The sequence below is a fragment of the Pseudomonas sp. 10-1B genome, from assembly GCF_000935045.1.
Classification (GTDB): Bacteria; Pseudomonadota; Gammaproteobacteria; order Pseudomonadales; family Pseudomonadaceae; genus Aquipseudomonas.
This window is the reverse complement of sequence record NZ_JYKS01000015.1, coordinates 370,315-391,763: the sequence shown is the minus strand read 5'-3', so window position 1 is coordinate 391,763 and position 21,449 is coordinate 370,315. Positions and strand designations below refer to the sequence as shown.

Here is a 21,449-nt window from a genome sequence, read left to right as displayed (position 1 = left end):
GGGCTTGCCCGCGAAGAGGCCGGCACAGGCAAACCCGATTAGCCAGCAAGCTTTCCATAACAAATTCAAGAAAGGAGAAACACCATGGCCGAAGCAAAAGTACTCAGTGGCGCAGGCCTGCGCGGCCAGGTGGCCGGGCAGACCGCACTGTCGACCGTGGGCCAGGCCGGTGCCGGGCTGACCTATCGTGGTTACGACGTCCGCGACCTGGCCGCCGGAGCCGAATTCGAAGAAGTCGCCTACCTGCTGCTGTACGGCGAACTGCCAACCCAGGCCGAGCTGGACGACTACAAGCGCAAGCTCAAGGGCCTGCGTGACCTGCCTCAGGCGCTGAAGGAAGTGCTCGAGCGCATCCCGCGCGACGCACACCCGATGGACGTGATGCGTACCGGTTGCTCGGTGCTGGGTACCTTGGAGCCCGAACTGACCTTCGAAGCCCAGCGCGAGAAGACCGACCGCCTGCTGGCGCTGTTCCCGGCAGTGATGTGCTACTGGTACCGCTTCACCCACCATGGCGTGCGCATCGACTGCAGCAGCGACGAAGACACCCTCGGCGGCCACTTCCTGCACCTGCTGCATGGCAAGAAGCCCAGCGAACTGCACGTCAAGGTGATGAACGTGTCGCTGATCCTCTACGCCGAGCACGAGTTCAACGCCTCGACCTTCACCGCCCGGGTCTGTGCCTCGACCCTGTCCGACCTGTACTCCTGCGTCACCGCCGCCATCGGCTCGCTGCGCGGCCCGCTGCACGGCGGTGCCAACGAGGCGGCGATGGAGCTGATCGAGCGCTTCCAGAGCCCGCAGGAAGCCACCGCCGAGCTGCTGCGCATGCTCGAGCGCAAGGACAAGATCATGGGCTTTGGCCATGCCATCTACAAAGAGTCCGACCCGCGCAACGAGGTGATCAAGGGTTGGTCGAAGCAGTTGGCCGACGAAGTTGGCGACAAGGTGCTGTACCCGGTCTCCGAAGCCATCGACAAGACCATGTGGGAGCAGAAGCGCCTGTTCCCCAACGCCGACTTCTACCATGCCTCGGCGTACCACTTCATGGGCATCCCGACCAAGCTGTTCACCCCGATCTTCGTCTGCTCGCGCCTGACCGGCTGGGCGGCGCATGTCTTCGAACAGCGCGCCAACAACCGCATCATCCGCCCGAGCGCCGAGTATGTCGGCGTCGAGCAGCGCCAGTTCGTGCCGATCGAGCAGCGCTGACAAGTTGAACCTGTGGGGTGGCTGTTCCGGCCTCATCGCCGGCAAGCCAGCTCCCACAGGTACAGCAAAGACCTCAAGGGCAGTGCAACACCTGTGGGAGCTGGCTTGCCGGCGATGAGGCCGGAACAGCCCCCACAGGTCTGCAAGAAAAAGCTATCCACGACCGTACCGTGACCGAGCCTGATAACGATATGAACACTGCATTCCGCAAGCACCTGCCAGGCACTGACCTGGACTACTTCGATGCCCGCGCGGCGGTCGAGGCGATCAAGCCCGGCGCCTACGATGGCCTGCCTTACACCTCCCGCGTGCTCGCCGAAAACCTGGTGCGCCGCTGCGACCCGGCTACGCTCGACGCCTCCCTGGGCCAGCTGATCGAGCGCAAGCGCGACCTCGACTTCCCATGGTTCCCGGCGCGCGTGGTGTGCCACGACATCCTCGGCCAGACCGCGCTGGTCGACCTCGCCGGCTTGCGTGATGCCATCGCCGACAAGGGCGGTGACCCGGCCCAGGTCAACCCGGTGGTGCCGGTGCAACTGATCGTCGACCACTCGCTGGCCGTCGAGTGCGGTGGCTTCGACCCACAGGCGTTCGAGAAGAACCGCGCCATCGAAGACCGTCGCAACGAAGACCGTTTCCACTTCATCAATTGGACCAAGAAGGCGTTCAAGAACGTCGACGTGATCCAGCCGGGCAACGGCATCATGCACCAGATCAACCTGGAGAAGATGTCGCCGGTGATCCACAACGACCGCGGCGTGGCCTACCCGGACACCTGCGTCGGCACCGACAGCCACACCCCGCACGTCGATGCCCTGGGCGTGATCGCCATTGGCGTTGGCGGCCTGGAAGCCGAAAACGTGATGCTCGGCCGTGCCTCGTGGATGCGTCTGCCGGAAATCGTCGGCGTCGAGCTGACCGGCAAGCTGGCGCCGAACATCACCGCCACCGACCTGGTGCTGGCCCTGACCGAATTCCTGCGTAAACAGAAAGTCGTCGGCGCCTATCTGGAGTTCCATGGCGAGGGCGCCCGCGCCCTGACCCTGGGCGACCGCGCCACCATCTCCAACATGGCCCCGGAATATGGCGCCACTGCGGCGATGTTCGCCATCGACCAGCAGACCATCGACTACCTGCGCCTGACCGGCCGCGAAGAGCAGCAGGTCAAGCTGGTGGAAACCTACGCCAAGGCCACCGGCCTGTGGGCCGACAGCCTGGGTGGCGCCGTCTACGAGCGCGCCCTGAGCTTCGACCTGTCGAGCGTGGTGCGTAACATGGCCGGCCCGTCCAACCCGCACGCCCGCGTCGCCACCAGCGACCTGGCGGCCAAAGGCATTGCCGGCGACTGGGAACAAGTGCCAGGGCAGATGCCCGACGGCGCGGTGATCATCGCTGCCATCACCAGCTGCACCAACACCAGCAACCCGCGCAACGTGATTGCCGCCGGCCTCTTGGCGCGCAATGCCAACAAGCTGGGCCTGGCCCGCAAACCGTGGGTCAAGTCGTCGCTGGCGCCGGGTTCCAAGGCCGTGCAGCTGTACCTGGAAGAGGCCGGCCTGGAGAAGGAGCTGGAGCAACTCGGCTTTGGCATCGTCGCCTTCGCCTGTACCACCTGTAACGGCATGTCCGGCGCTCTGGACCCGGTGATCCAGCAAGAAATCATCGACCGCGACCTGTACGCCACTGCCGTGCTGTCGGGCAACCGTAACTTCGACGGGCGTATCCACCCGTATGCCAAGCAGGCCTTCCTCGCTTCGCCGCCGCTGGTGGTGGCCTACGCCATCGCCGGTACCATCCGCTTCGACATCGAGAAGGATGTGCTGGGCGTGGTCGACGGCAAGGAAATCCGCCTCAAGGACATCTGGCCCAGCGATGAAGAGATCGACGCCGTGGTGCGTGCCGCGGTCAAGCCGGAGCAGTTCCGCAAGGTGTACATCCCGATGTTCGCCATCGAGGAAGACCGTGGACCGAAGGTGGCACCGCTGTACGACTGGCGCCCGATGAGCACCTACATTCGTCGCCCGCCGTACTGGGAAGGGGCCCTGGCCGGCGAGCGCACCCTGCGTGGCATGCGCCCGCTGGCGGTGCTGCCGGACAACATCACCACCGACCACCTGTCGCCGTCCAACGCCATCATGCTCGACAGCGCCGCCGGTGAGTACCTGGCGAAGATGGGCCTGCCGGAAGAGGACTTCAACTCCTACGCCACCCACCGTGGCGACCACCTGACCGCGCAGCGCGCGACCTTCGCCAACCCCAAGCTGTTCAACGAAATGGTGCGCAAGGAAGACGGCAGCGTGAAGCAAGGCTCGCTGGCGCGTATCGAGCCGGAAGGCAAGGTCACCCGCATGTGGGAGGCGATCGAGACCTACATGCAGCGCAAGCAGCCGCTGATCATCGTCGCCGGTGCCGACTATGGCCAGGGCTCGTCCCGTGACTGGGCGGCCAAGGGCGTGCGCCTGGCGGGTGTCGAGGCGATCGTCGCCGAAGGCTTTGAGCGTATTCACCGCACCAACCTGGTGGGCATGGGCGTGCTGCCGCTGGAATTCAAACCGGGCACCGACCGCAAGACCTTGGGCCTGGACGGCAGCGAGACCTATGACGTGCTGGGTGCGCGTACGCCGCGGGCGACCCTGACCCTGGTGGTCACCCGGACCAATGGCGAGCGCCTGGAAGTACCGGTGACCTGCCGCCTGGACACCGCCGAGGAAGTGTCGATCTACGAGGCGGGCGGGGTGCTGCAGCGCTTTGCCCAGGACTTCCTCGAAGCGACCGCCTAACCATAAGAGCGGGGGCCGCGTTGCGGCCCATCGCCGGCAAGCCAGCTCCCACAGGAGTTGCGCAATCCCGAAGGCAGCACGGTTCCTGTGGGAGCTGGCTTGCCGGCGATGGGCTGCAAAGCAGCCCCGAGGGTCTCATGTCTATCAGACAGGACAGCAAAGCAATGGCTCACGTACCGCAAGTAAGAATCCCCGCCACCTACATCCGTGGCGGCACCAGCAAAGGCGTATTCTTCCGCCTGCAAGACCTGCCCGAGCAGGCGCAGGTCCCAGGCCCTGCCCGCGATGCCCTGCTGCTGCGGGTGATCGGCAGCCCCGACCCCTACGGCAAGCAGATCGACGGCATGGGCGGCGCCACTTCGAGCACCAGCAAGACCGTGATCCTGTCGCCAAGCATCAAGCCCGAGCATGATGTCGACTACCTGTTCGGCCAGGTCAGTATCGACAAGGCTTTCGTCGACTGGAGCGGCAACTGCGGCAACCTCTCCGCTGCGGTCGGTTCGTTCGCCATCAGCAGCGGTTTGGTCGACGCTGCGCGCATTCCGCGCAACGGCATCGCCACCGTGCGTATCTGGCAAGCCAATATCGGCAAGACCATCATCGCCCATGTGCCGATCACCGAAGGTGAAGTGCAGGAAACCGGCGATTTCGAGCTGGACGGGGTGACCTTCCCGGCTGCCGAGGTGCAGCTGGAGTTCCTCGACCCGGCAGCCGACGAAGACGGCGATGGTGGTGGTGCGATGTTCCCCACTGGCAACCTGGTCGATGACCTGGAAGTGCCGGGTGTCGGCACCTTCAAGGCGACCCTGATCAATGCTGGCATCCCGACCATCTTCGTCAATGCGGCGGATATCGGTTACACCGGTGCCGAACTGCAGGACGCCATCAACGGCGACCCGCAGGCGCTGCTGCGTTTCGAGACCATTCGTGCCCATGGCGCCGTGCGCATGGGGCTGATCGACAACGTCGACCAGGCTGCCGGGCGTCAGCACACGCCGAAAGTAGCGTTCGTCGCGCCGCCGAGCACCTACACTGCGTCCAGTGGCAAGGCGGTGCAGGCGGGTGATATCGACCTGCTGGTACGCGCGTTGTCGATGGGCAAACTGCACCACGCTATGATGGGTACGGCCGCGGTGGCGATCGGTACCGCGGCGGCCATTCCGGGCACGCTGGTCAACCTCGCCGCAGGTGGGGGCGAGCGCAGCGCCGTACGTTTCGGTCACCCTTCGGGCACCTTGCGGGTCGGGGCCGAGGCGCGCCAGGTGAATGGCCAGTGGACAGTGACCAAGGCAATCATGAGCCGCAGTGCTCGCGTGCTGATGGAGGGCTGGGTTCGCGTGCCTGGCGATAGCTTCTAACGCACTATTGGCGCTCGGCTTTCGTTCGTTGGGGCCGCTTTGCGGCCCTTCGCGGGCTTGCCCGCTCCCACAGGGTAACCACAGGTTCTCAACGCTGTGGTGTACCTGTGGGAGCGGGCAAGCCCGCGAAGGGCTGCAGCGCAGCCCCGGCAATTCTGAAAGGGAGCTGGATATGAGCGCCAACGTGGACCTCAACGATCGCCCGGACTACGACCGGGTGCTGCAAACCCTCGCTGACTATGCCCTCGGCTACCGGGTCGAATCCGCCGAAGCCCTGGACACCGCGCGCAACTGCCTGATGGACACCCTCGGCTGCGGCCTGCTGGCCTTGCGCTTCCCTGAATGCACCAAACTGCTCGGCCCCCTGGTGGAAGGTACCGTGGTGCCCAATGGCGCGCGCGTTCCTGGCACCGCCTACCGCCTTGACCCGGTCAAGGCAGCGTGGGACATCGGCTGCGCCGTGCGCTGGCTGGACTACAACGACACCTGGCTGGCCGCCGAGTGGGCTCACCCTTCGGACAACCTCGGCGGCATCCTGGCCGTTGCCGATCACCTGTCGCAGAAATGCGTGGCCGCAGGCGAACAACCGCTACTGATGCGGGATGTGCTCGAAGCCATGGTCATGGCCCATGAGATTCAGGGGGTGCTGGCGCTGGAGAACTCGTTCAACCGCGTCGGCCTCGACCACGTGATCCTGGTCAAGGTGGCTTCCACGGCGGTGTGTGCCAGGTTGATGGGCGCCACCCGCGAGCAGATGCTAAGCGCCTTGTCCCACGCTTTCGTCGATGGCCAGGCGCTGCGTACCTACCGTCATGCACCCAACGCCGGTTCGCGCAAGTCCTGGGCCGCCGGCGATGCCTCCAGCCGTGGCGTGCGCCTGGCGGACATCGCCCTGCGCGGCGAGATGGGCGTACCGGGTGTGCTCACCGCGCCGCAGTGGGGCTTCTATGACGTATCGTTCAGCCACACCAACAAGGACCTGGCGCTCAAGCCGGCCGGGCAGCAGGAATTGCGCGTGCCACAGGCGTTGGGCAGCTATGTGATGGAAAACGTGCTGTTCAAGGTGAGCTTCCCCGCCGAATTCCATGCCCAGACCGCCTGCGAGGCGGCGGTAACCTTGCATCCACTGGTGCGTAACCGTCTGCATGAAATCGACCGCATCGTCATCACCACCCAGGAGTCGGCGATTCGCATCATTTCCAAGAGTGGGGCGCTGGCCAACGCAGCGGACCGCGACCACTGTTTGCAATACATGGTGGCGGTGCCGCTGATCTTCGGGCATTTGATCGCTGAGCATTATGAGGACACCTTCCATGCCAACCACCCGAGCATCGATCGCCTGCGCGAGAAGATGGAGGTGGTGGAAGACCCGCGCTTCAGCCGTGAGTACCTGGAGCCGGACAAGCGCTCGATTGCCAACGCGTTGCAGGTGTTTTTCAAGGATGGCAGCAGTACCGAGCAGGTAGTGGTGGAGTACCCGATCGGCCATCGGCGGCGGCGCGGGGAGGGCATTCCGTTGCTGGAGGCCAAGTTCAGGGGCAACCTGGCGACGCGCTTTGTGCGGCAGCGGTGTGCTGAGATTGTGGATGTGTGCAAGGACCAGCAGCGGCTGGAGGGGATGGCGGTGCACAGGTTTGTCGACCTGTTCGTGATTTGATTTCTCTTGTACTGGCCTCTTCGCGGGTAAACCCGCTCCTACACAGGCCAATGTAGGAGCGGGCTTGCCCGCGAAGAGGACAAAAAAAGCCCCGGCATTTCTGCCAGGGCTTCTTCTTGTAGCTTGCAGCTTACAACTTGCCGCTCAGCTTACGCCTGAACCACCGGGATCTTGGCGTTGGCCGCCGCTTCGCGGAACTCGGCGATCTGGTCGAAGCTCAGGTAGCGGTAAACGTCGGCAGCCATGCTGTCGATGTCTTTCGCGTACTGCATGTACTCTTCGACAGTCGGCAGCTTGCCGATGATCGAAGCGACAGCAGCCAGCTCGGCCGATGCCAGGTACACGTTGGTGGCATCGCCCAGACGGTTCGGGAAGTTACGGGTCGAGGTGGAGACCACGGTCGAACCGGTCTGCACACGCGCCTGGTTACCCATGCACAGCGAGCAGCCTGGCATTTCCATGCGCGCACCGGCCTTGCCGTAGATGCCGTAGTAGCCTTCTTCGGTCAGCTGGTGAGCGTCCATCTTGGTTGGCGGGGCCAGCCACAGACGGGTCGGGATGCCGCCCTTGACCTTGTCCAGCAGCTTGCCGGCAGCGCGGAAGTGACCGATGTTGGTCATGCACGAACCGATGAACACTTCGTCGATCTTCTCGCCCTGTACCGAGGACAGCAGGCGGGCATCGTCCGGGTCGTTCGGCGCGCAGAGCACAGGCTCTTTCACGTCGGCCAGGTCGATTTCGATGATCTCGGCGTATTCGGCATCGGCGTCGGCCGACAGCAGCTCAGGCTTGGCCAGCCAGGCTTCCATGGCCTGGGCGCGGCGCTCCAGGGTGCGGGCATCGCCGTAGCCTTCGCCGATCATCCAGCGCAGCAGGGTGATGTTGGACTGCAGGTACTCGGCGATGGCCTTTTCCGGCAGCTTGATGGTGCAACCGGCAGCGGAACGCTCGGCCGAGGCGTCGGACAGCTCGAAGGCTTGCTCGACGGTCAGGTCGTCCAGGCCTTCGATTTCCAGGATGCGGCCGGAGAAGGCGTTTTTCTTGCCTTTCTTCTCGACGGTCAGCAGGCCCTTCTGGATGGCGTAGTAAGGGATGGCATGGACCAGGTCACGCAGGGTGATGCCTGGTTGCAGTTTGCCCTTGAAGCGCACCAGGATCGACTCTGGCATGTCCAGCGGCATGACGCCGGTGGCGGCGGCGAAGGCCACCAGGCCGGAACCGGCCGGGAACGAGATGCCGATCGGGAAGCGGGTGTGCGAGTCGCCACCGGTACCGACGGTGTCAGGCATCAGCATGCGGTTCAGCCAGCTGTGGATGATGCCGTCGCCCGGGCGCAGCGACACGCCGCCACGGGTGCGGATGAAGTCTGGCAGGGTGTGGTGGGTGTTGACGTCGATCGGCTTCGGATAGGCCGCGGTGTGGCAGAACGACTGCATTACCAGGTCAGCGGAGAAGCCCAGGCAGGCCAGGTCTTTCAGCTCGTCGCGGGTCATCGGCCCAGTGGTGTCCTGGGAACCGACGGTGGTCATCTTCGGCTCGCAGTAGGCACCTGGGCGCACGCCCTGGCCTTCTGGCAGGCCACAGGCACGGCCGACCATCTTCTGCGCCAGGGTGAAGCCCTTGCCAGTGTCGGCAGGCTGCTCTGGCTTCTTGAACAGGTCCGATGGGCCCTGGCCCAGCTCGGCGCGGGCTTTTTCGGTCAGGCCACGGCCGACGATCAGCGGGATACGGCCGCCAGCGCGGACTTCATCCAGCAGTACTTCGGTTTTCAGCTGGAAGCTGGTGACCAGCTCGTCGCTGTCGTGACGGCGTACTTCACCTTTGAACGGGTAAACGTCGATGACGTCGCCCATGCCCAGGTTGGTGCAGTCGAATTCGATCGGCAGGGCGCCGGCGTCTTCCATGGTGTTGTAGAAGATCGGGGCGATCTTGGTGCCGAAGCAGAAGCCACCGGCGCGCTTGTTCGGCACGTACGGGATGTCGTCGCCGAAGAACCACAGCACCGAGTTGGTGGCGGATTTACGCGAGGAACCGGTACCGACCACGTCGCCGACGTAGGCAACCGGGAAGCCCTTGGCCTTGACCGCTTCGATCTGCGCCAGCGGGCCGACCGAGCCAGGCTGCTGCGGCTCGATGCCGTCACGGGCCATTTTCAGCATGGCCAGGGCGTGCAGCGGGATGTCAGGGCGCGACCAGGCATCCGGGGCAGGGGACAGGTCGTCGGTGTTGGTTTCGCCAGGCACCTTGAACACGGTCAGGGTGTACTTGTCGGCGATGGCCGGACGCGAAGTGAACCACTCGCCGGCAGCCCAGGACTCCAGCACGGCCTTGGCGTGAGCATTGCCGGCCTTGGCCTTTTCGGCCACGTCGTGGAAGGCATCGAACATCAGCAGGGTGTGCTTGAGCTGCTCGGCCGCGACGGCGCCCAGTTCGGCGTCATCCAGCAGTGCGACCAGCGTTTCGATGTTGTAGCCGCCCTGCATGGTGCCCAGCAGTTCGGTGGCGTGCTTGCGGTCGATCAGTGGCGACTTGGCTTCGCCCTTGGCGACGGCGGAGAGGAAAGCGGCCTTGACGTAGGCAGCTTCGTCGACCCCTGGCGGTACGCGGTTGGTGATCAGGTCTACGAGGAAGGCTTCTTCGCCGGCCGGCGGGTTTTTCAGCAGCTCGACCAGGCCTGCAGTTTGTTCGGCGTTCAGCGGCTGGGGCACGATACCCAGGGCGGCACGCTCTTCGATGTGTTTGCGGTAGGCTTCAAGCACAGTTATTTCCCTCATCAGTGGTCCCTAAAGGGGGTCCGGGACGCTCATCCAGCATTCAATGCACCCATGCGCTGCCACGGCTTTGTGGGCCGCCGAGCCAGGGTCGCAAAGAATCCTTACAGAAGCTGCTTTCAAAGTTTTACGCCAGCAGAACGGGGAGCTGATGAGGGCTGGCACGGGCATGCGAGGGGTGCATGGCCCGGGCCAACGCCGTTCTACCGGATGAACTGTGCTCGTGACGCTTTGAAAACAGCTTCCAACGGACATTGTTGCCTTTGAAAAGGCCGGATGATTCTACGGCAAAAAATGCTCGAAGGTAAGGCGGCGAAGATGACTTTAACGAGTGACCCTGGTTAGACAAAGGGCTAACATGGGCCCGTGTTCCACCGCCAAGCTGTTGTTGTTCATGTCCAACAAGTCCATCAAGACCCCTTGCGTCGGCCTGTGCTCCACGGTTTATGGAGACACGGTGTGCCGTGGTTGCAAGCGTTTTCACCATGAAGTGATCAACTGGAACGGCTACGACGACGCGCAGAAGCGCGCCGTGTGGCTGCGTCTTGAGCAACTGCTGGTGCAGGTGATGATGGCCAAGCTGGAAGTGTTCGACAAAGGCCTGCTGCGCCAGCAACTGGAGCAGCGTTCCATCCGCTTTGTCGAGCAGCAGTCCGAGTATTGCTGGGCGTACCAGCTGATTGCCCGCGGGGCGCGGATGATCCGCGACCTGGAGGCCTATGGCATGGTGTTGCTACCGGAGTTCCGCGACTGGGAGCTGCCGCAACTGCGCGATGCCATCGATCGCGAGTTCTTCCTGCTGTCCGAGGCGCATTACCAGCGTTACATCGCCCCTGCGTTTCTCAAAAGTACGCTCGGCTAGGAGCGGGTTCCGGCTGTATGCGCTGCATGGCACTCATTAATGTCTTCCTTTTCCGCTAACGAAGAGGGACCAACTCCATGAGCCATTACCAATTCCAGCCCGAGAAAAGCTTCATTGCCAAACTGTACTGGCAGCCAGGTTTCAGTACGCAAGAGCCGGTTCAAGGCTCGCGCATCGGTGATACGGGGAATGGTGATTCGCCCTTTACCAGCGGCGGATGGCTACACGCAGGCGTGGACAAGTACACCGACTTGAGGGCAGCCCCGTATGTGATTGCGCGTCGCAAGTTCCGCACGCTGTTCTGGTTCGGGTGCTACGAGACTGACGGTGAATACGACTTTGAGATTCGCGCTGTCCGTGATGAAGACAGCCATCCGCATTGGCAGCGGTGCGGCCACCGCCTGGATGTCAGTCGAAATGGCTATCTGGCACTGTATTCGGCCGGGGAGGCGGTCGGCCATGATGCGTTGGCCGCCGGCACCATGCTCTGGCGTCTGGATGGGCTGGATGTTTCGCTCCTCGGTGAAGGCGTGGGGGTCAGCAACCTGCGCTTGATCAGCCTGCATGGCAAGACGGTCAAGCGGCTGATTGAGGACGATTTCCCCTACCTCAGCGAGCAGCAGGGCGAAGATGGTTACCTGCACCTGCAAGTGCTGAGCATAGGGGCTGCCTGACTGCTGCGGTATTTCAATCGCCGGTATATTCGCAGCCGCTGGTGCAGGTCTCATGGATGCGCACTTTCGACAGTTCCGGCATCAGCGGCTTGACCTGGTCCCAGATCCACTTGGCGATCACTTCGCTGGTGGGGTTTTCCAGGCCCGGGATGTCGTTCAGGTAGTTGTGGTCCAGTTGCTCGTAGATCGGCTTGAAAATCGCCTTCACTTCGGCGAAATCGCGGATCCAGCCGGTGTGCGGGTCGAGCGGGCCGGTCAGGTGCAGGCCGACCTTGAACGAGTGGCCATGCAGGCGGCCGCATTTGTGCCCGGCAGGCACGTGAGGCAGGCGGTGGGCTGATTCGAATGTGAATTCTTTGAAAATTTCCACGCGGGGTTAGCTCTGTGTGAATCAATATGGCGTGCAGTCTACCAGTTAGTCGGAACATCTTCAGCGCCTATCAGATCGAGCGCCGCCCGCGCGGCGCTTCGCGGGCAAGCCCGCTCCTACGTTTGTCTCGGGCCAGTCATTCCTGTGACATTGGCACGCGAACGCCTTGGCGCATGTCTGGATATTGCGTCGTACAAATAAGGCGGTCGCGCGCGTCAGGCACAGGCGTAATTGGCCCGAAACAAACGTAGGAGCGGGCTTGCCCGCGAAGCGCCGCGCGGGCGGCGCTCGATCTGATAGGCGCTGAAGATGTTCCGGCGATCACCCGGCGGCCATGACGCAACCCCCGGTCCCCATGCGCTATCATGCCGCCACCCGTTTTCAGGTTGAATTAAGGACCAGTGGTTAATCTTAACCCCGTAGACAACTTGCACAGTTTTCAGGAGAAAAGAACGATGAAAACCTTGACTGCCCTGTTCACCGCCGCCGCCCTTGCCCTGGGCGCCAATGCCGCCTTAGCCAAGGACGTGCAGCCCGATGAAGTGGTCAAACTGGTCAACGCCAAGACCATCAAGTCGCTGGACGAACTCAAGGCCGCCGCCGTGGCCAAGCACCCGGGCGCCACCGTTACCGATTCGGAACTTGAAGACGAGTACGGTCGCTACATCTACAAGGTCGAGCTGCGCGACACGCAGAACGTCGAATGGGACGTGGACCTGGACGCCAAGACCGGTGAAGTGCTGAAGGACGAACGGGACAACTGATGATCCATTTACCGCGGCCGGCACGCTACCTTGCGCTTGCGCTGCTGGCCGTATGCTCCCTGGCTGCTGCCCGCGACCTTGACCAGGACGAAGCCCTGGAGCTGCGCCAGAAAGGCATCATCCTGCCGCTCGAACAGTTGCTGGAAACCGCCCTGGGGCGTTACCCCGGGGCGCGTTTACTGGAGGCCGAGCTGGAAGAAGACGATGATCGCTACGAATATGAAGTCGAATTGCTGACGGCGGAAGGTGTGGTGCGCGAGATCAAGCTCGACGCCAGTACCGGTGCCCTGCTCAAAGACGAGGAAGACGACTGAATGCGCCTGTTGCTTGTCGAGGACAATGTGCCGCTGGCCGACGAACTGATCGCCGGCCTGCAGCGCCAGGGCTACGCCGTGGACTGGCTGGCCGACGGCCGTGACGCGGTGTACCAGGGCCAGAGCGAACCTTACGACCTGATTATCCTGGACCTCGGCCTGCCGGGTTTGCCGGGCCTGGAAGTGCTGGCCCAGTGGCGCGCCGCCGGCCTGGCCACGCCGGTGCTGATCCTTACCGCCCGTGGCTCCTGGGCCGAACGCATCGAAGGGCTGAAGGCCGGCGCCGATGACTACCTGAGCAAACCCTTCCACCCCGAAGAGCTGCAACTGCGCATCCAGGCGCTGTTGCGTCGTGCCCGTGGCCTGGCCAACCAGCCGAAGCTGGAAGCTGCCGGCCTGCACCTGGATGAAAGCCGCCAGTGCGTGAGCCGCGATGGTGTGGATGTCCAGCTGACTGCCGCCGAGTTCCGCCTGTTGCGCTACTTCATGCTGCATCCGCAGCAGATCCTGTCCAAGAGTCACTTGGCCGAACACCTCTACGATGGCGAAACCGAGCGCGACTCCAACGTGCTGGAAGTGCACGTCAACCACTTGCGGCGCAAGCTGGGCCGCAGTGTCATCGAGACCCGCCGCGGGCAAGGCTACATCTACGCCGGGAGCGGCGAGTGAAGTCGATCCAGGCGCGCCTGAGCCTGGGCTTGGTGGCGGTGCTGGTGGTAGTGGGCGTGGTGCTGGCGCAACTGACCTTGTGGCTGTTCGAGGCCGGCCTGCAGCGCTATCTGGAAAACGGCCTGCGCAAGGAAAGCGAAAACCTGCTGGTCGCGCTGGTGCGCGGGCCTTCCGGCTTGCAACTGGATGAACGGCGCATCTCGGCCGCCTATCAGCGGCCGTTTTCCGGTTACTACTTCCGTATCGATTTCGACCAGGGCGCCCTTCACCAGAGCACCTTCCACCAACGCACATGGCGCTCACGCTCGCTGTGGGATCTGGATATGCCCAAGCCCGCCGCGCCGGGCCTGTCCGACAGCCATGAACTCGGCCCGGAAGGGCAGCAACTGCTGGCCCTGCGCGCCGACTACCGGCGCCTGGGCCAGGACATCTCGATCAGCGTGGCACAGGACTATTCACCGGTGCGCGAAGGCTTCCGGCGCATGCAGCAGATTGGCCTGGGCATGGGCCTGGTGGCGCTGATCCTGGTGCTGGTGCTGCAGCGCATCACCGTTACCCGCTCGTTGCGGCCATTGGAGCGCGCGCGCCAGCAGATCGCCCAGTTGCAGCAGGGCCAGCGCTCGCAGCTGGATGCCGAGGTGCCCAGCGAGCTGGCGCCATTGGTCGGCCAGATCAATCACTTGCTCAGCCATACCGAAGACAGCCTGCGCCGTTCGCGCAATGCCCTGGGCAACCTAGGGCACGCGTTGAAGACGCCGCTGGCGGTGTTGCTGAGCCTGGCGTCCAGCGAACGGCTGAAGGATTTGCCCGAGGTCCGTGCGCAGATGCGCGAGCAACTGGAGCAGATCCAGCAGCGTTTGGCTCGTGAGCTGAATCGTGCGCGGCTGGCGGGGGATGCGCTGCCCGGCGCGCAGTTCGACTGTGACGCCGAGTTGCCGGGGTTGCTGGGAACCTTGGGCATGATCCACGGCGAGGGCTTGCTGCTGGCCAACGATGTGCCCCCTGGGTTGCTGTTGCCATGGGACCGCGAGGACGTCCTGGAGCTGCTGGGCAACCTGCTGGATAACGCCTGCAAGTGGGCCGACAGTGAAGTGCGGCTGGGTGTTGCGCCGAATGCCGAGGGGTATCAGCTGTGGGTCGATGACGACGGCCCCGGTATCCCCGAGAGCCAGCGGCAGCAGGTGCTGGAGCGTGGTTCGCGGCTGGATGAGCAGGTCGACGGGCATGGTCTGGGGCTGGGGATTGTGCGTGATATCGTCGAGGCCTGGGGCGGGCAGCTGACCTTGCTGGAGAGCCCGCTGGGCGGGCTGCGGGTGAGCATCGATCTGCCACGCAAGGCTCGATAATGTCGGGGCCGCTGTGCGGCCCATCGCCGGCAAGCCAGCTCCCACAGAGGCCGCATCAGGGCTGACAAGTGTTTGCCACAAGATATGCAGCGGCGAGCACTGGCAACCCTGATGCCATTGCCAGAAACCATAGAATCTCCCACAGGATCATCACAGGTCTGAGCCTTGTGCAGTACCTGTGGGAGCCGGCTTGCCGGCGATGGGCTGCAAGGCAGACCCTATGCCAGTAGGTAGGCAGCCCCATGGCCATACCACCACTGCAAAAAAATTGCAGTCCAGGCGCATTTTTTTGAATTAGCCCAATCGCGCCCCGCCCGGCAAAATCCCCCCCACGAAACCCTGCGGTTTCCATCTTTCCACGGACGGAGCCCCTTGTGATATTGCACTCGCAATACGAGGCCCAGGCCACCTCGGCTGGGCTTTCTTTTTAACCAGAAAAACGACAGATTCCGATTACCTACATGTCTGCCTCGCGTTCCGAAAGTCGTCTGCAGCGGCTGTTGCCGGCGCCCCTGAATATTCCCCCCAAAGAATGGTTGCGTGCTGGTATTGGCGCGCTGATCGGCCTGTTTCTCGCCGGCTGGCTGACCAGCATGGCCTATGGCCCAAGCATCGCCCTGCACCTGCTCGGCCCGTTGGCGGCTTCGGCGGTGTTGGTGTTTGCCGTGCATTCCGGCCCATTGGCCCAGCCTTGGCCGGTGCTGGGCAGCTATGCCCTGGCCGGTGCGGTTGGCCTGGCCATGCGCCAGGGCTTCGGCGCCGAACTGTGGGTGGCCGCCGCCGCCCTGGGCATTGCGCTTCTGGTGATGTGCTTGCTGCGTTGTCTGCACCCGCCAGGTGGCGGGGTGGCGGTGAGTGCGGTGCTGGCCGACTCGGGGCTGACGGCCATGGGCGACCACCTGCTGGAGCCGGTGCTGCTCAATGCGCTGGTGCTGGTGACGGTGGCGATCCTCTACAACCGCCTCACCGGTGTGCGCTACCCGAAAGGCACGATGCCGCGCAAGGACCTGCACCACACCCATGATCCGCTGCCCAGCGAGCGGGTCGGCATCCGCGGCGAGGACCTGGACCAGGCCCTGGAAGAACTGGGCGAGTTCGTCGACGTCACCCGTGACGAGCTGGAACGCATCATCCTGGCCACCGAGCAGCACGCCCTGCAGCGCAGCCTTGGTGGTATCACCGCGGCCTCGGTGATGTCGCGCGATGTGCAGTTCGCCACGCCGCACACCACCCTGGAGCAGGCCTGGAAAATGCTCGCCAGCCACCACCTGAAAACCCTGCCGGTGTTGCAGCAGGGCAAGCTGGTGGGCATCGTCAGCCTCAGCGATCTGGTTGGCCCGGCCATGCAGCGTGGCCGCTTCAGCTGGCGTGGGCTGTTCGGCCGCAAGGTGGTGCGCATGGAGCAGGTGATGAGCCGCCGGGTGATCAGCGTCAGCAGCCAGCACCCGCTGGAGCGTCTGTTGCCGCTGCTGTGCGAGCAGGGCCTGCACTGCCTGCCGGTGCTCGATGCCGACCAGCTGGTAGGGGTGATTACCCAGACCGACCTGATCGCCGGCCTCAAGCGCCAACTGCTCAGCAAAGCCCAGGTTTCAGATAACCGGGTCCCAGCGTTGTGACCAGTCACTGGCGCCGGCGGCCACCAGCCGGCGCAGGATGGCGAAGGCCTGTTGCAGGGCTTCGCTGTCGCGTTTGCGCGGGTACACCAGGAAAGTCGGGTAGGTGAACTCTGGTGCCTGCGGTACCCGCTCGAACACCCCGCTGTCCAGGTAGGCCTGCACCACCCGCGTGCGGAAGTAGCCACTGCCGCCCTGGTCGAGGATGAACTGCAGGGCCAGCGGGCCCAGGTTGAAGCTCAGCGCCGGGCGTGCGCAGTCGGGCAGGGCGGCATCGTGCTGGCGGCGGAAGGCCTCGCCCCAGTCGATGTAGATGTACGGGTCTGGCTGGCCGACCCGGCGTACCCGGATCAGCTTCTCTTCCATAAGCTGCTCCACCTGCAGGCCCGGGCCGTAGGTCGGCTGGTAGACCAGTGCGGCGTCCAGCAGGCCCATCTCGACCTTGCGCAGCAGCGACTCGCCGTCGCTTACCTCGCTGCGGATGGCATGACTGGGCAGCTCGTGGTGCAGGGCACTGACCCAGTCGAGCATCATCGGGTTGCCCAGGCTCACTTCACCACCCACGTGCAGCACCTGCTGGCAGCCTTCGGGCAGCGGCAGGTCGCGGCGCGCCGCTTCCCAGGTCTGCACCAGCTGGTTGGCATAACTGACGAAGGCCTCGCCATCGCTGGTCAGGCTGGCGCCGTTACGGCTGCGCACGAACAGCTGGCAGCCCAGTTGCTGCTCCAGGCGCTGCACCCGGGCGGTGATTGCCGTCTGTGACACGAACAGGCGCTCGGCGGCGGCGACCAGGCTGCCGCAACGCACGATTTCCAGGAAGGTACGGGCCTGATCGATATCCATGAGCTGCTCGGTGGCTGAAGGGGGTGGCCTATTCTAGAGGCTTTGCACCGTTATGGGGCGCGCTTTTGCGTTGTCTGCAAATTTGCAGGTCGGTTGTGACTTTAGTCCCATGGCGGCGGCGGTGTAGCGGTCCATACTCAAGGTTCGCCCTTCAATAACAACAAGTACCGGGTTTTCTTCGATATGAGCTACCAGCACAGCTACGCCCATTCCATTTCCGACCCTGCCGCCTTCTGGGCCGAACAGGCTGCGCACCTGGCCTGGCACCGCAAGCCTACCCTCACGCTGCAAGACAACGCCGACGGCACCCACCGCTGGTTCGCCGATGGCCGCCTGAACAGCTGCTACCTGGCCCTCGATCACCAGATCGAGCAGGGCCGTGGCGAGCAGCTGGCGCTGATCTACGATTCGCCGGTGACCGGCGTGCAGCAGGCCTATACCTACCACCAACTGCGCGACGAGGTGGCGCGCCTGGCCGGCTTGCTGCGCCAACTGGGGGTGAACAAGGGCGATGGCGTGATCATCTACATGCCCATGGTGCCGCAGGCGGCCATGGCCATGCTCGCCTGCGCGCGGATTGGCGCGGTGCATTCGGTGGTGTTCGGTGGCTTTGCCGCCAACGAGCTGGCCTTGCGCATCGACGATGCCCGGCCGACGCTGCTGCTCACGGCGTCCTGCGGGTTGGAATTCGATCGGGTGATCGAATACAAGCCGCTGGTCGACCGCGCCCTGCAGTTGGCCCGGCACCAGCCGCGCAACGTGCTGGTGCTGCAACGGCCGCAGGCGCGGGCTGAGCTGCAGCCGGGGCGTGACCTGGACTGGCAGGCGGCATTGGCCAGTGCCACAGCGGTTGCCCCGGTGGAGCTGAATGCAGAGGACCCGCTGTATATCATGTACACCTCCGGCACCACCGGGAAACCCAAGGGCATCGTCCGGGAAAACGGCGGCAATGCCGTGGCGCTGTGCTATGCCATGCGCCACATCTACGGCATGCAGGCGGGCGATGTATGGTGGGGCATTTCCGACGTGGGCTGGGTGGTCGGCCATTCGCTGATCGTCTATGGGCCGTTGATGAGCGGCTGCACCACGGTGTTCTACGAAGGCAAGCCAATCCGCACCCCGGACGCCTCGGCCTACTGGCGGATCGTGCAGCAGTACAAGGTCAATGCCTTGTTCTGTGCGCCCACCGCCATGCGCGCCATCCGCAAGGAAGACCCGGAGGGCGAGCTGATTCGCAAGTACGACCTGAGCTCGCTGCGCCAGCTGTTCCTGGCCGGGGAGAAACTCGATTCCAGCACCCACGAATGGCTGGAGCGGGTCAGTGGCAAGCCGGTGCACGACCACTGGTGGCAGACCGAGACTGGCTGGCCGGTCACCGCGCCTTGCGTGGGGCTGGAAGGCAGCGCGGCGAAGCCGGGGTCGAGCAATCGGGCAGTGCCGGGCTATCACGTGCGCGTGCTGGATGACGACGGCCACCTGCTGGGGGCCAACCACCAGGGTTCGATCGTTATCGCCCTGCCATTGCCGCCTGGTTGCAGCCAGACGCTGTGGGGCGACCACGAGCGCTACCTGCAGGCTTACCTGCGCACCTACCCTGGGTATTACCACACCGGCGATGGCGGCTACCTGGACGATGACGGGTTCGTCTACATCATGGGGCGCACGGATGACGTGATCAACGTATCCGGGCACCGGCTGTCCACCGGCGAGATGGAGGACTTGGTGGCGCGGCACCCGGCGGTGGCCGAGTGCGCGGTGATTGGCGTGCATGACGAGATAAAGGGGCAGGTGCCGCTGGCCCTGGTGGTACTCAAGGACGGCGAAGGCATTGCCGAGTCGCAGTTGCTGGTGGACCTGGTGGGCAGCGTGCGCGAGGAGATTGGCGCGTTGGCCTGTTTCAACCGGGTGCGGCTGGTGAAGCGGCTGCCCAAGACCCGCTCGGGGAAGATCTTGCGGGCCGTGCTGCGCAAGATAGCCGATGGGCAGGATTATGTGCCGCCTTCGACCCTGGATGATCCGGCGGTGCTGGGGGAGATCGAGGCGGTGCTGGCGGATTTGCCCAGGGCTGGTTGATGGGTTGACCTTGCCGGCCTCTTCGCGGGCAAGCCCGCTCCCACAGGTACTGTGCAGGTTTCAGTCACACTTTAGCCTTTGTGGGAGCGGGTTTATCGAGGCGTCGAACCGCCGCGAAGAGGCCGGTTCAGGCAATGCCACTCTACGGGGTTAGCTGGTGCAGCTGCCCCAACCGGCTGCGGGTGCGCATCAGGTCGGCAAGCGGCCCGCCCAGGCTCTCTTCCAGCGGTCGTTTACCTATCACCAGCACCTGCCGGTCCTGGTCATACAGCACATCCACCAGGTTGACGAAGCGCTGCTGCGCCGCCAGCGAGCATTCCGACAGATCATCCAGGCCATCGATGATCCACTCATCGTACTCCCTGGCCAGGACCAGGTAGTCGATCACTGCCGTGGCCTTCTCGCACAGGTCCTCGAAGGCAAACACCACCCGCCGGCCGTCGGTGACCAGCGCGCGTAGCGGGCGTTTGTTCACTTCCAGCAGCACCGGTTGTTCCTCAGGCACATTCAGTGCCTGGCGCTGCGCCGCGTTGCCCGGCCACACGTAGTGGCCCTGGGTAAAGCGCTGATGCTCGCGGTTGGCTGGCAGGCTGCGAAAGTCGGTATCGCCACCTACTTCCAGTACTTCCATCGAGCTGTTGATCAGGCGGATCACTGGCAGGAAGCGTTCGTGGTACAGCGGGTTCGGCAGCAACCCTTCGGGAGCATAGTTGGAAGTCACCAGCAGGAACACGCCACGGCGGAACAACGCATTGAACAGCCGGGTGAGCAGCATGGCATCGCCAATGTCATGCACGTGGAATTCGTCGAAGCACAGCACCCGGCAATCACCCACCAGCTCGTCGAGGGCCGCGCCCAGGGCGTCGTCCAGTGCCCGGTGGCGGTGCATGCCCTGGTGCAGGCGGGCAAAGAAGTCATGGAAGTGCAGGCGGCGCTTGGCTTGCACTGGCACGGCCTGGAAAAAGCCATCGAGCAGCCAGCTTTTGCCGCGGCCCACCGAGCCGTACAGGTACAGGCTGCGCGGCTGCCCTTGTTCGAGCTGCGCCAGTTGTTCGGCCATGCTGTGGATCACTCGGCGCTGGCCATCGCTAAGCTGATATCCCCGGCTGCGGGCCTTGTCCTCGAACCAGCCAAGCAGTTCGCTGTGGTTTGAAGCTGCGCCACGCAGGCGCTGGCCGAGCTGGCGCAGTGGGGTCGGGATCCAGGCAGGCAAACGCGAAGCTCCTTGGGTGATGGCGGGGCAGCGTGCAGCTTGCCCGAGGGCGGCCATTTTGACTAATAGAGAAAGTACGGGGCAATGATCGCCTGACGAGATAGGTCTGTCGTATAAGGTTAGAGTAAAGGCTGAAACCGATGCGAGGAGAGGCGAACATGCGCGCCGATCTTGATCTGGAACGCTTCGTCGAGGCGCAGAACCGGGTGTATGACCAGGTGATGCAGGAACTGCAGGCCGGGCGCAAGCGCAGCCACTGGATGTGGTACGTGTTCCCGCAGCTCGATGGTCTGGGCCACAGCGCTATGGCCGAGCGCTATGCACTGGCCAGTATCGACGAGGCCCAGGCCTATCTAGGCCACCCGCTCCTTGGCCTGCGGCTGGAGGCCTGCGTGACAGCGCTGCTGCAACACAGCGACAAGAGCGCCCGGGAAATGCTTGGCAGCCCCGACCACCTCAAGCTGCGCTCGTGCCTGACCTTGTTCGCCGCGGCGGCGCCCGCCAACCCGCTGTTCCAGCGGGCGCTGGTGCAGTTCTACGACGGTGAGCCGGACACCCTGACCCTGGACATGCTACCGGCGAACACGATGGATGCTTGGCGCACTCACCGCAAAAATGACTAACTCGCTGTTTTCTGGCAATTTTTTTTCATCAGGGGCTTCACAGATGAAAAGTTTGTTGTTAAAGTGCCGCGCATTCCAAGACAACAACCCAGTTGTCACTCAGTTGGAATTGTCAGGGCAGCAAATGCTGCATCCGATACAGGGGCGTCGCCAAGCGGTAAGGCAGCAGGTTTTGATCCTGCCATGCGTTGGTTCGAATCCAGCCGCCCCTGCCATTTAAAAGATTCAAATGTATTTTGACCCGGTGCTTCGGAAGGCAAGCGCTGGGTTTTGTCGTTCCTGTCGTTTTTCAAGCCATCGCGGCCCC

The 21,449-nt window shown here is 63.8% G+C and carries 17 protein-coding genes and 1 tRNA gene; 14 read left to right on the top strand and 4 right to left on the bottom strand.

Annotated elements, in window-relative coordinates; genetic code table 11:
- Window positions 1-84: 84 nt before the first annotated feature.
- The 4 genes from prpC to prpD all read left to right on the top strand — a co-directional run bounded on the left by prpC (window position 85) and on the right by prpD (window position 7,007).
- Complete coding sequence (gene prpC / locus TZ03_RS11810; protein ID WP_051097770.1) at window positions 85-1,212, top strand: 2-methylcitrate synthase; 1,128 nt, start codon at window positions 85-87, stop codon at window positions 1,210-1,212.
- 191 nt (window positions 1,213-1,403) lie between these two features.
- Complete coding sequence (gene acnD / locus TZ03_RS11805) at window positions 1,404-3,992, top strand: Fe/S-dependent 2-methylisocitrate dehydratase AcnD (RefSeq protein WP_051097769.1); 2,589 nt, start codon at window positions 1,404-1,406, stop codon at window positions 3,990-3,992.
- A gap of 164 nt (window positions 3,993-4,156) precedes the next feature.
- Window positions 4,157-5,350 (top strand): 2-methylaconitate cis-trans isomerase PrpF, encoded by a 1,194-nt coding sequence (gene prpF / locus TZ03_RS11800; RefSeq protein WP_051097768.1) that lies wholly within the window; start codon window positions 4,157-4,159, stop codon window positions 5,348-5,350.
- 172 nt (window positions 5,351-5,522) lie between these two features.
- Window positions 5,523-7,007 carry a 2-methylcitrate dehydratase gene (gene prpD / locus TZ03_RS11795; protein ID WP_051097767.1) on the top strand — a complete coding sequence of 495 codons (1,485 nt, stop codon included), beginning with the start codon at window positions 5,523-5,525 and terminating at the stop codon, window positions 7,005-7,007.
- A gap of 149 nt (window positions 7,008-7,156) precedes the next feature.
- Here the strand turns inward: prpD and acnB are convergent, their stop codons facing one another.
- Window positions 7,157-9,766: a bifunctional aconitate hydratase 2/2-methylisocitrate dehydratase gene (acnB, locus tag TZ03_RS11790; RefSeq protein WP_051097766.1), complete on the bottom strand. Its 2,610-nt coding sequence runs from the start codon at window positions 9,764-9,766 to the stop codon at window positions 7,157-7,159.
- Between the two features lie 406 nt (window positions 9,767-10,172).
- Between acnB and TZ03_RS11785 the strand changes: the two genes are divergently transcribed.
- Window positions 10,173-10,640, top strand: a complete 468-nt coding sequence (locus tag TZ03_RS11785; RefSeq protein ID WP_177328457.1) for a DUF1289 domain-containing protein — start codon at window positions 10,173-10,175, stop codon at window positions 10,638-10,640.
- A 77-nt stretch (window positions 10,641-10,717) separates the two neighbouring features.
- A complete protein-coding gene (locus tag TZ03_RS11780; RefSeq protein ID WP_051097764.1) occupies window positions 10,718-11,314 on the top strand; it encodes a hypothetical protein in 597 nt (198 codons plus the stop codon).
- A 13-nt stretch (window positions 11,315-11,327) separates the two neighbouring features.
- Here TZ03_RS11780 and queD read toward each other — a convergent pair whose 3' ends face one another.
- On the bottom strand, window positions 11,328-11,684 hold the full coding sequence (gene queD / locus TZ03_RS11775; protein WP_051097763.1) for a 6-carboxytetrahydropterin synthase QueD: 357 nt from the start codon (window positions 11,682-11,684) through the stop codon (window positions 11,328-11,330).
- A gap of 455 nt (window positions 11,685-12,139) precedes the next feature.
- Here queD and TZ03_RS11770 point away from each other — a divergent pair, with 455 nt between their 5' ends.
- The 5 genes from TZ03_RS11770 (at window position 12,140) to TZ03_RS11750 (ending at window position 16,393) form a co-directional block, all read left to right on the top strand.
- Window positions 12,140-12,448: a PepSY domain-containing protein gene (locus TZ03_RS11770; protein WP_051097762.1), complete on the top strand. Its 309-nt coding sequence runs from the start codon at window positions 12,140-12,142 to the stop codon at window positions 12,446-12,448.
- Window positions 12,448-12,762: a PepSY domain-containing protein gene (locus TZ03_RS11765; protein ID WP_051097761.1), complete on the top strand. Its 315-nt coding sequence runs from the start codon at window positions 12,448-12,450 to the stop codon at window positions 12,760-12,762. The genes TZ03_RS11770 and TZ03_RS11765 overlap by 1 nt, the downstream gene beginning before the upstream one ends.
- Window positions 12,763-13,431 carry a response regulator transcription factor gene (locus tag TZ03_RS11760; protein WP_051097760.1) on the top strand — a complete coding sequence of 223 codons (669 nt, stop codon included), beginning with the start codon at window positions 12,763-12,765 and terminating at the stop codon, window positions 13,429-13,431.
- Window positions 13,428-14,777 (top strand): sensor histidine kinase, encoded by a 1,350-nt coding sequence (locus TZ03_RS11755; RefSeq protein ID WP_051097759.1) that lies wholly within the window; start codon window positions 13,428-13,430, stop codon window positions 14,775-14,777. The genes TZ03_RS11760 and TZ03_RS11755 overlap by 4 nt, the downstream gene beginning before the upstream one ends.
- Window positions 14,778-15,238: 461 nt before the next feature.
- Window positions 15,239-16,393, top strand: a complete 1,155-nt coding sequence (locus tag TZ03_RS11750) for an HPP family protein (RefSeq protein ID WP_051097758.1) — start codon at window positions 15,239-15,241, stop codon at window positions 16,391-16,393.
- On the opposite strand, the gene TZ03_RS11745 is transcribed toward TZ03_RS11750, so the two are convergent.
- Complete coding sequence (locus TZ03_RS11745) at window positions 16,367-17,233, bottom strand: LysR family transcriptional regulator (protein ID WP_051097757.1); 867 nt, start codon at window positions 17,231-17,233, stop codon at window positions 16,367-16,369. The genes TZ03_RS11750 and TZ03_RS11745 overlap by 27 nt on opposite strands.
- A gap of 183 nt (window positions 17,234-17,416) precedes the next feature.
- Between TZ03_RS11745 and TZ03_RS11740 the strand changes: the two genes are divergently transcribed.
- Window positions 17,417-19,306: a propionyl-CoA synthetase gene (locus tag TZ03_RS11740; protein WP_051097756.1), complete on the top strand. Its 1,890-nt coding sequence runs from the start codon at window positions 17,417-17,419 to the stop codon at window positions 19,304-19,306.
- 142 nt (window positions 19,307-19,448) lie between these two features.
- Here the strand turns inward: TZ03_RS11740 and zapE are convergent, their stop codons facing one another.
- Window positions 19,449-20,519 carry a cell division protein ZapE gene (zapE, locus tag TZ03_RS11735; RefSeq protein WP_051097755.1) on the bottom strand — a complete coding sequence of 357 codons (1,071 nt, stop codon included), beginning with the start codon at window positions 20,517-20,519 and terminating at the stop codon, window positions 19,449-19,451.
- A gap of 158 nt (window positions 20,520-20,677) precedes the next feature.
- Here zapE and TZ03_RS11730 point away from each other — a divergent pair, with 158 nt between their 5' ends.
- Together TZ03_RS11730 and TZ03_RS11725 are read left to right on the top strand one after the other, a co-directional pair.
- A complete protein-coding gene (locus TZ03_RS11730) occupies window positions 20,678-21,142 on the top strand; it encodes a DUF1810 domain-containing protein (protein WP_051097754.1) in 465 nt (154 codons plus the stop codon).
- A 140-nt stretch (window positions 21,143-21,282) separates the two neighbouring features.
- Window positions 21,283-21,357 (top strand) — tRNA-Gln (locus TZ03_RS11725).
- Window positions 21,358-21,449 lie beyond the last annotated feature (92 nt).

Coding starts and splice junctions, on each gene's coding strand:
- prpF (WP_051097768.1), top strand. CDS start 4,157: ATGGCTCACGTACCGCAAGTAAGAATCCCCGCCACCTACATCCGTGGC.
- TZ03_RS11750 (WP_051097758.1), top strand. CDS start 15,239: ATGTCTGCCTCGCGTTCCGAAAGTCGTCTGCAGCGGCTGTTGCCGGCG.
- acnD (WP_051097769.1), top strand. CDS start 1,404: ATGAACACTGCATTCCGCAAGCACCTGCCAGGCACTGACCTGGACTAC.
- TZ03_RS11765 (WP_051097761.1), top strand. CDS start 12,448: ATGATCCATTTACCGCGGCCGGCACGCTACCTTGCGCTTGCGCTGCTG.
- TZ03_RS11745 (WP_051097757.1), bottom strand. CDS start 17,233: ATGGATATCGATCAGGCCCGTACCTTCCTGGAAATCGTGCGTTGCGGC.
- prpC (WP_051097770.1), top strand. CDS start 85: ATGGCCGAAGCAAAAGTACTCAGTGGCGCAGGCCTGCGCGGCCAGGTG.
- TZ03_RS11785 (WP_177328457.1), top strand. CDS start 10,173: ATGTCCAACAAGTCCATCAAGACCCCTTGCGTCGGCCTGTGCTCCACG.
- TZ03_RS11730 (WP_051097754.1), top strand. CDS start 20,678: ATGCGCGCCGATCTTGATCTGGAACGCTTCGTCGAGGCGCAGAACCGG.
- TZ03_RS11780 (WP_051097764.1), top strand. CDS start 10,718: ATGAGCCATTACCAATTCCAGCCCGAGAAAAGCTTCATTGCCAAACTG.
- TZ03_RS11740 (WP_051097756.1), top strand. CDS start 17,417: ATGAGCTACCAGCACAGCTACGCCCATTCCATTTCCGACCCTGCCGCC.
- prpD (WP_051097767.1), top strand. CDS start 5,523: ATGAGCGCCAACGTGGACCTCAACGATCGCCCGGACTACGACCGGGTG.
- TZ03_RS11760 (WP_051097760.1), top strand. CDS start 12,763: ATGCGCCTGTTGCTTGTCGAGGACAATGTGCCGCTGGCCGACGAACTG.
- TZ03_RS11770 (WP_051097762.1), top strand. CDS start 12,140: ATGAAAACCTTGACTGCCCTGTTCACCGCCGCCGCCCTTGCCCTGGGC.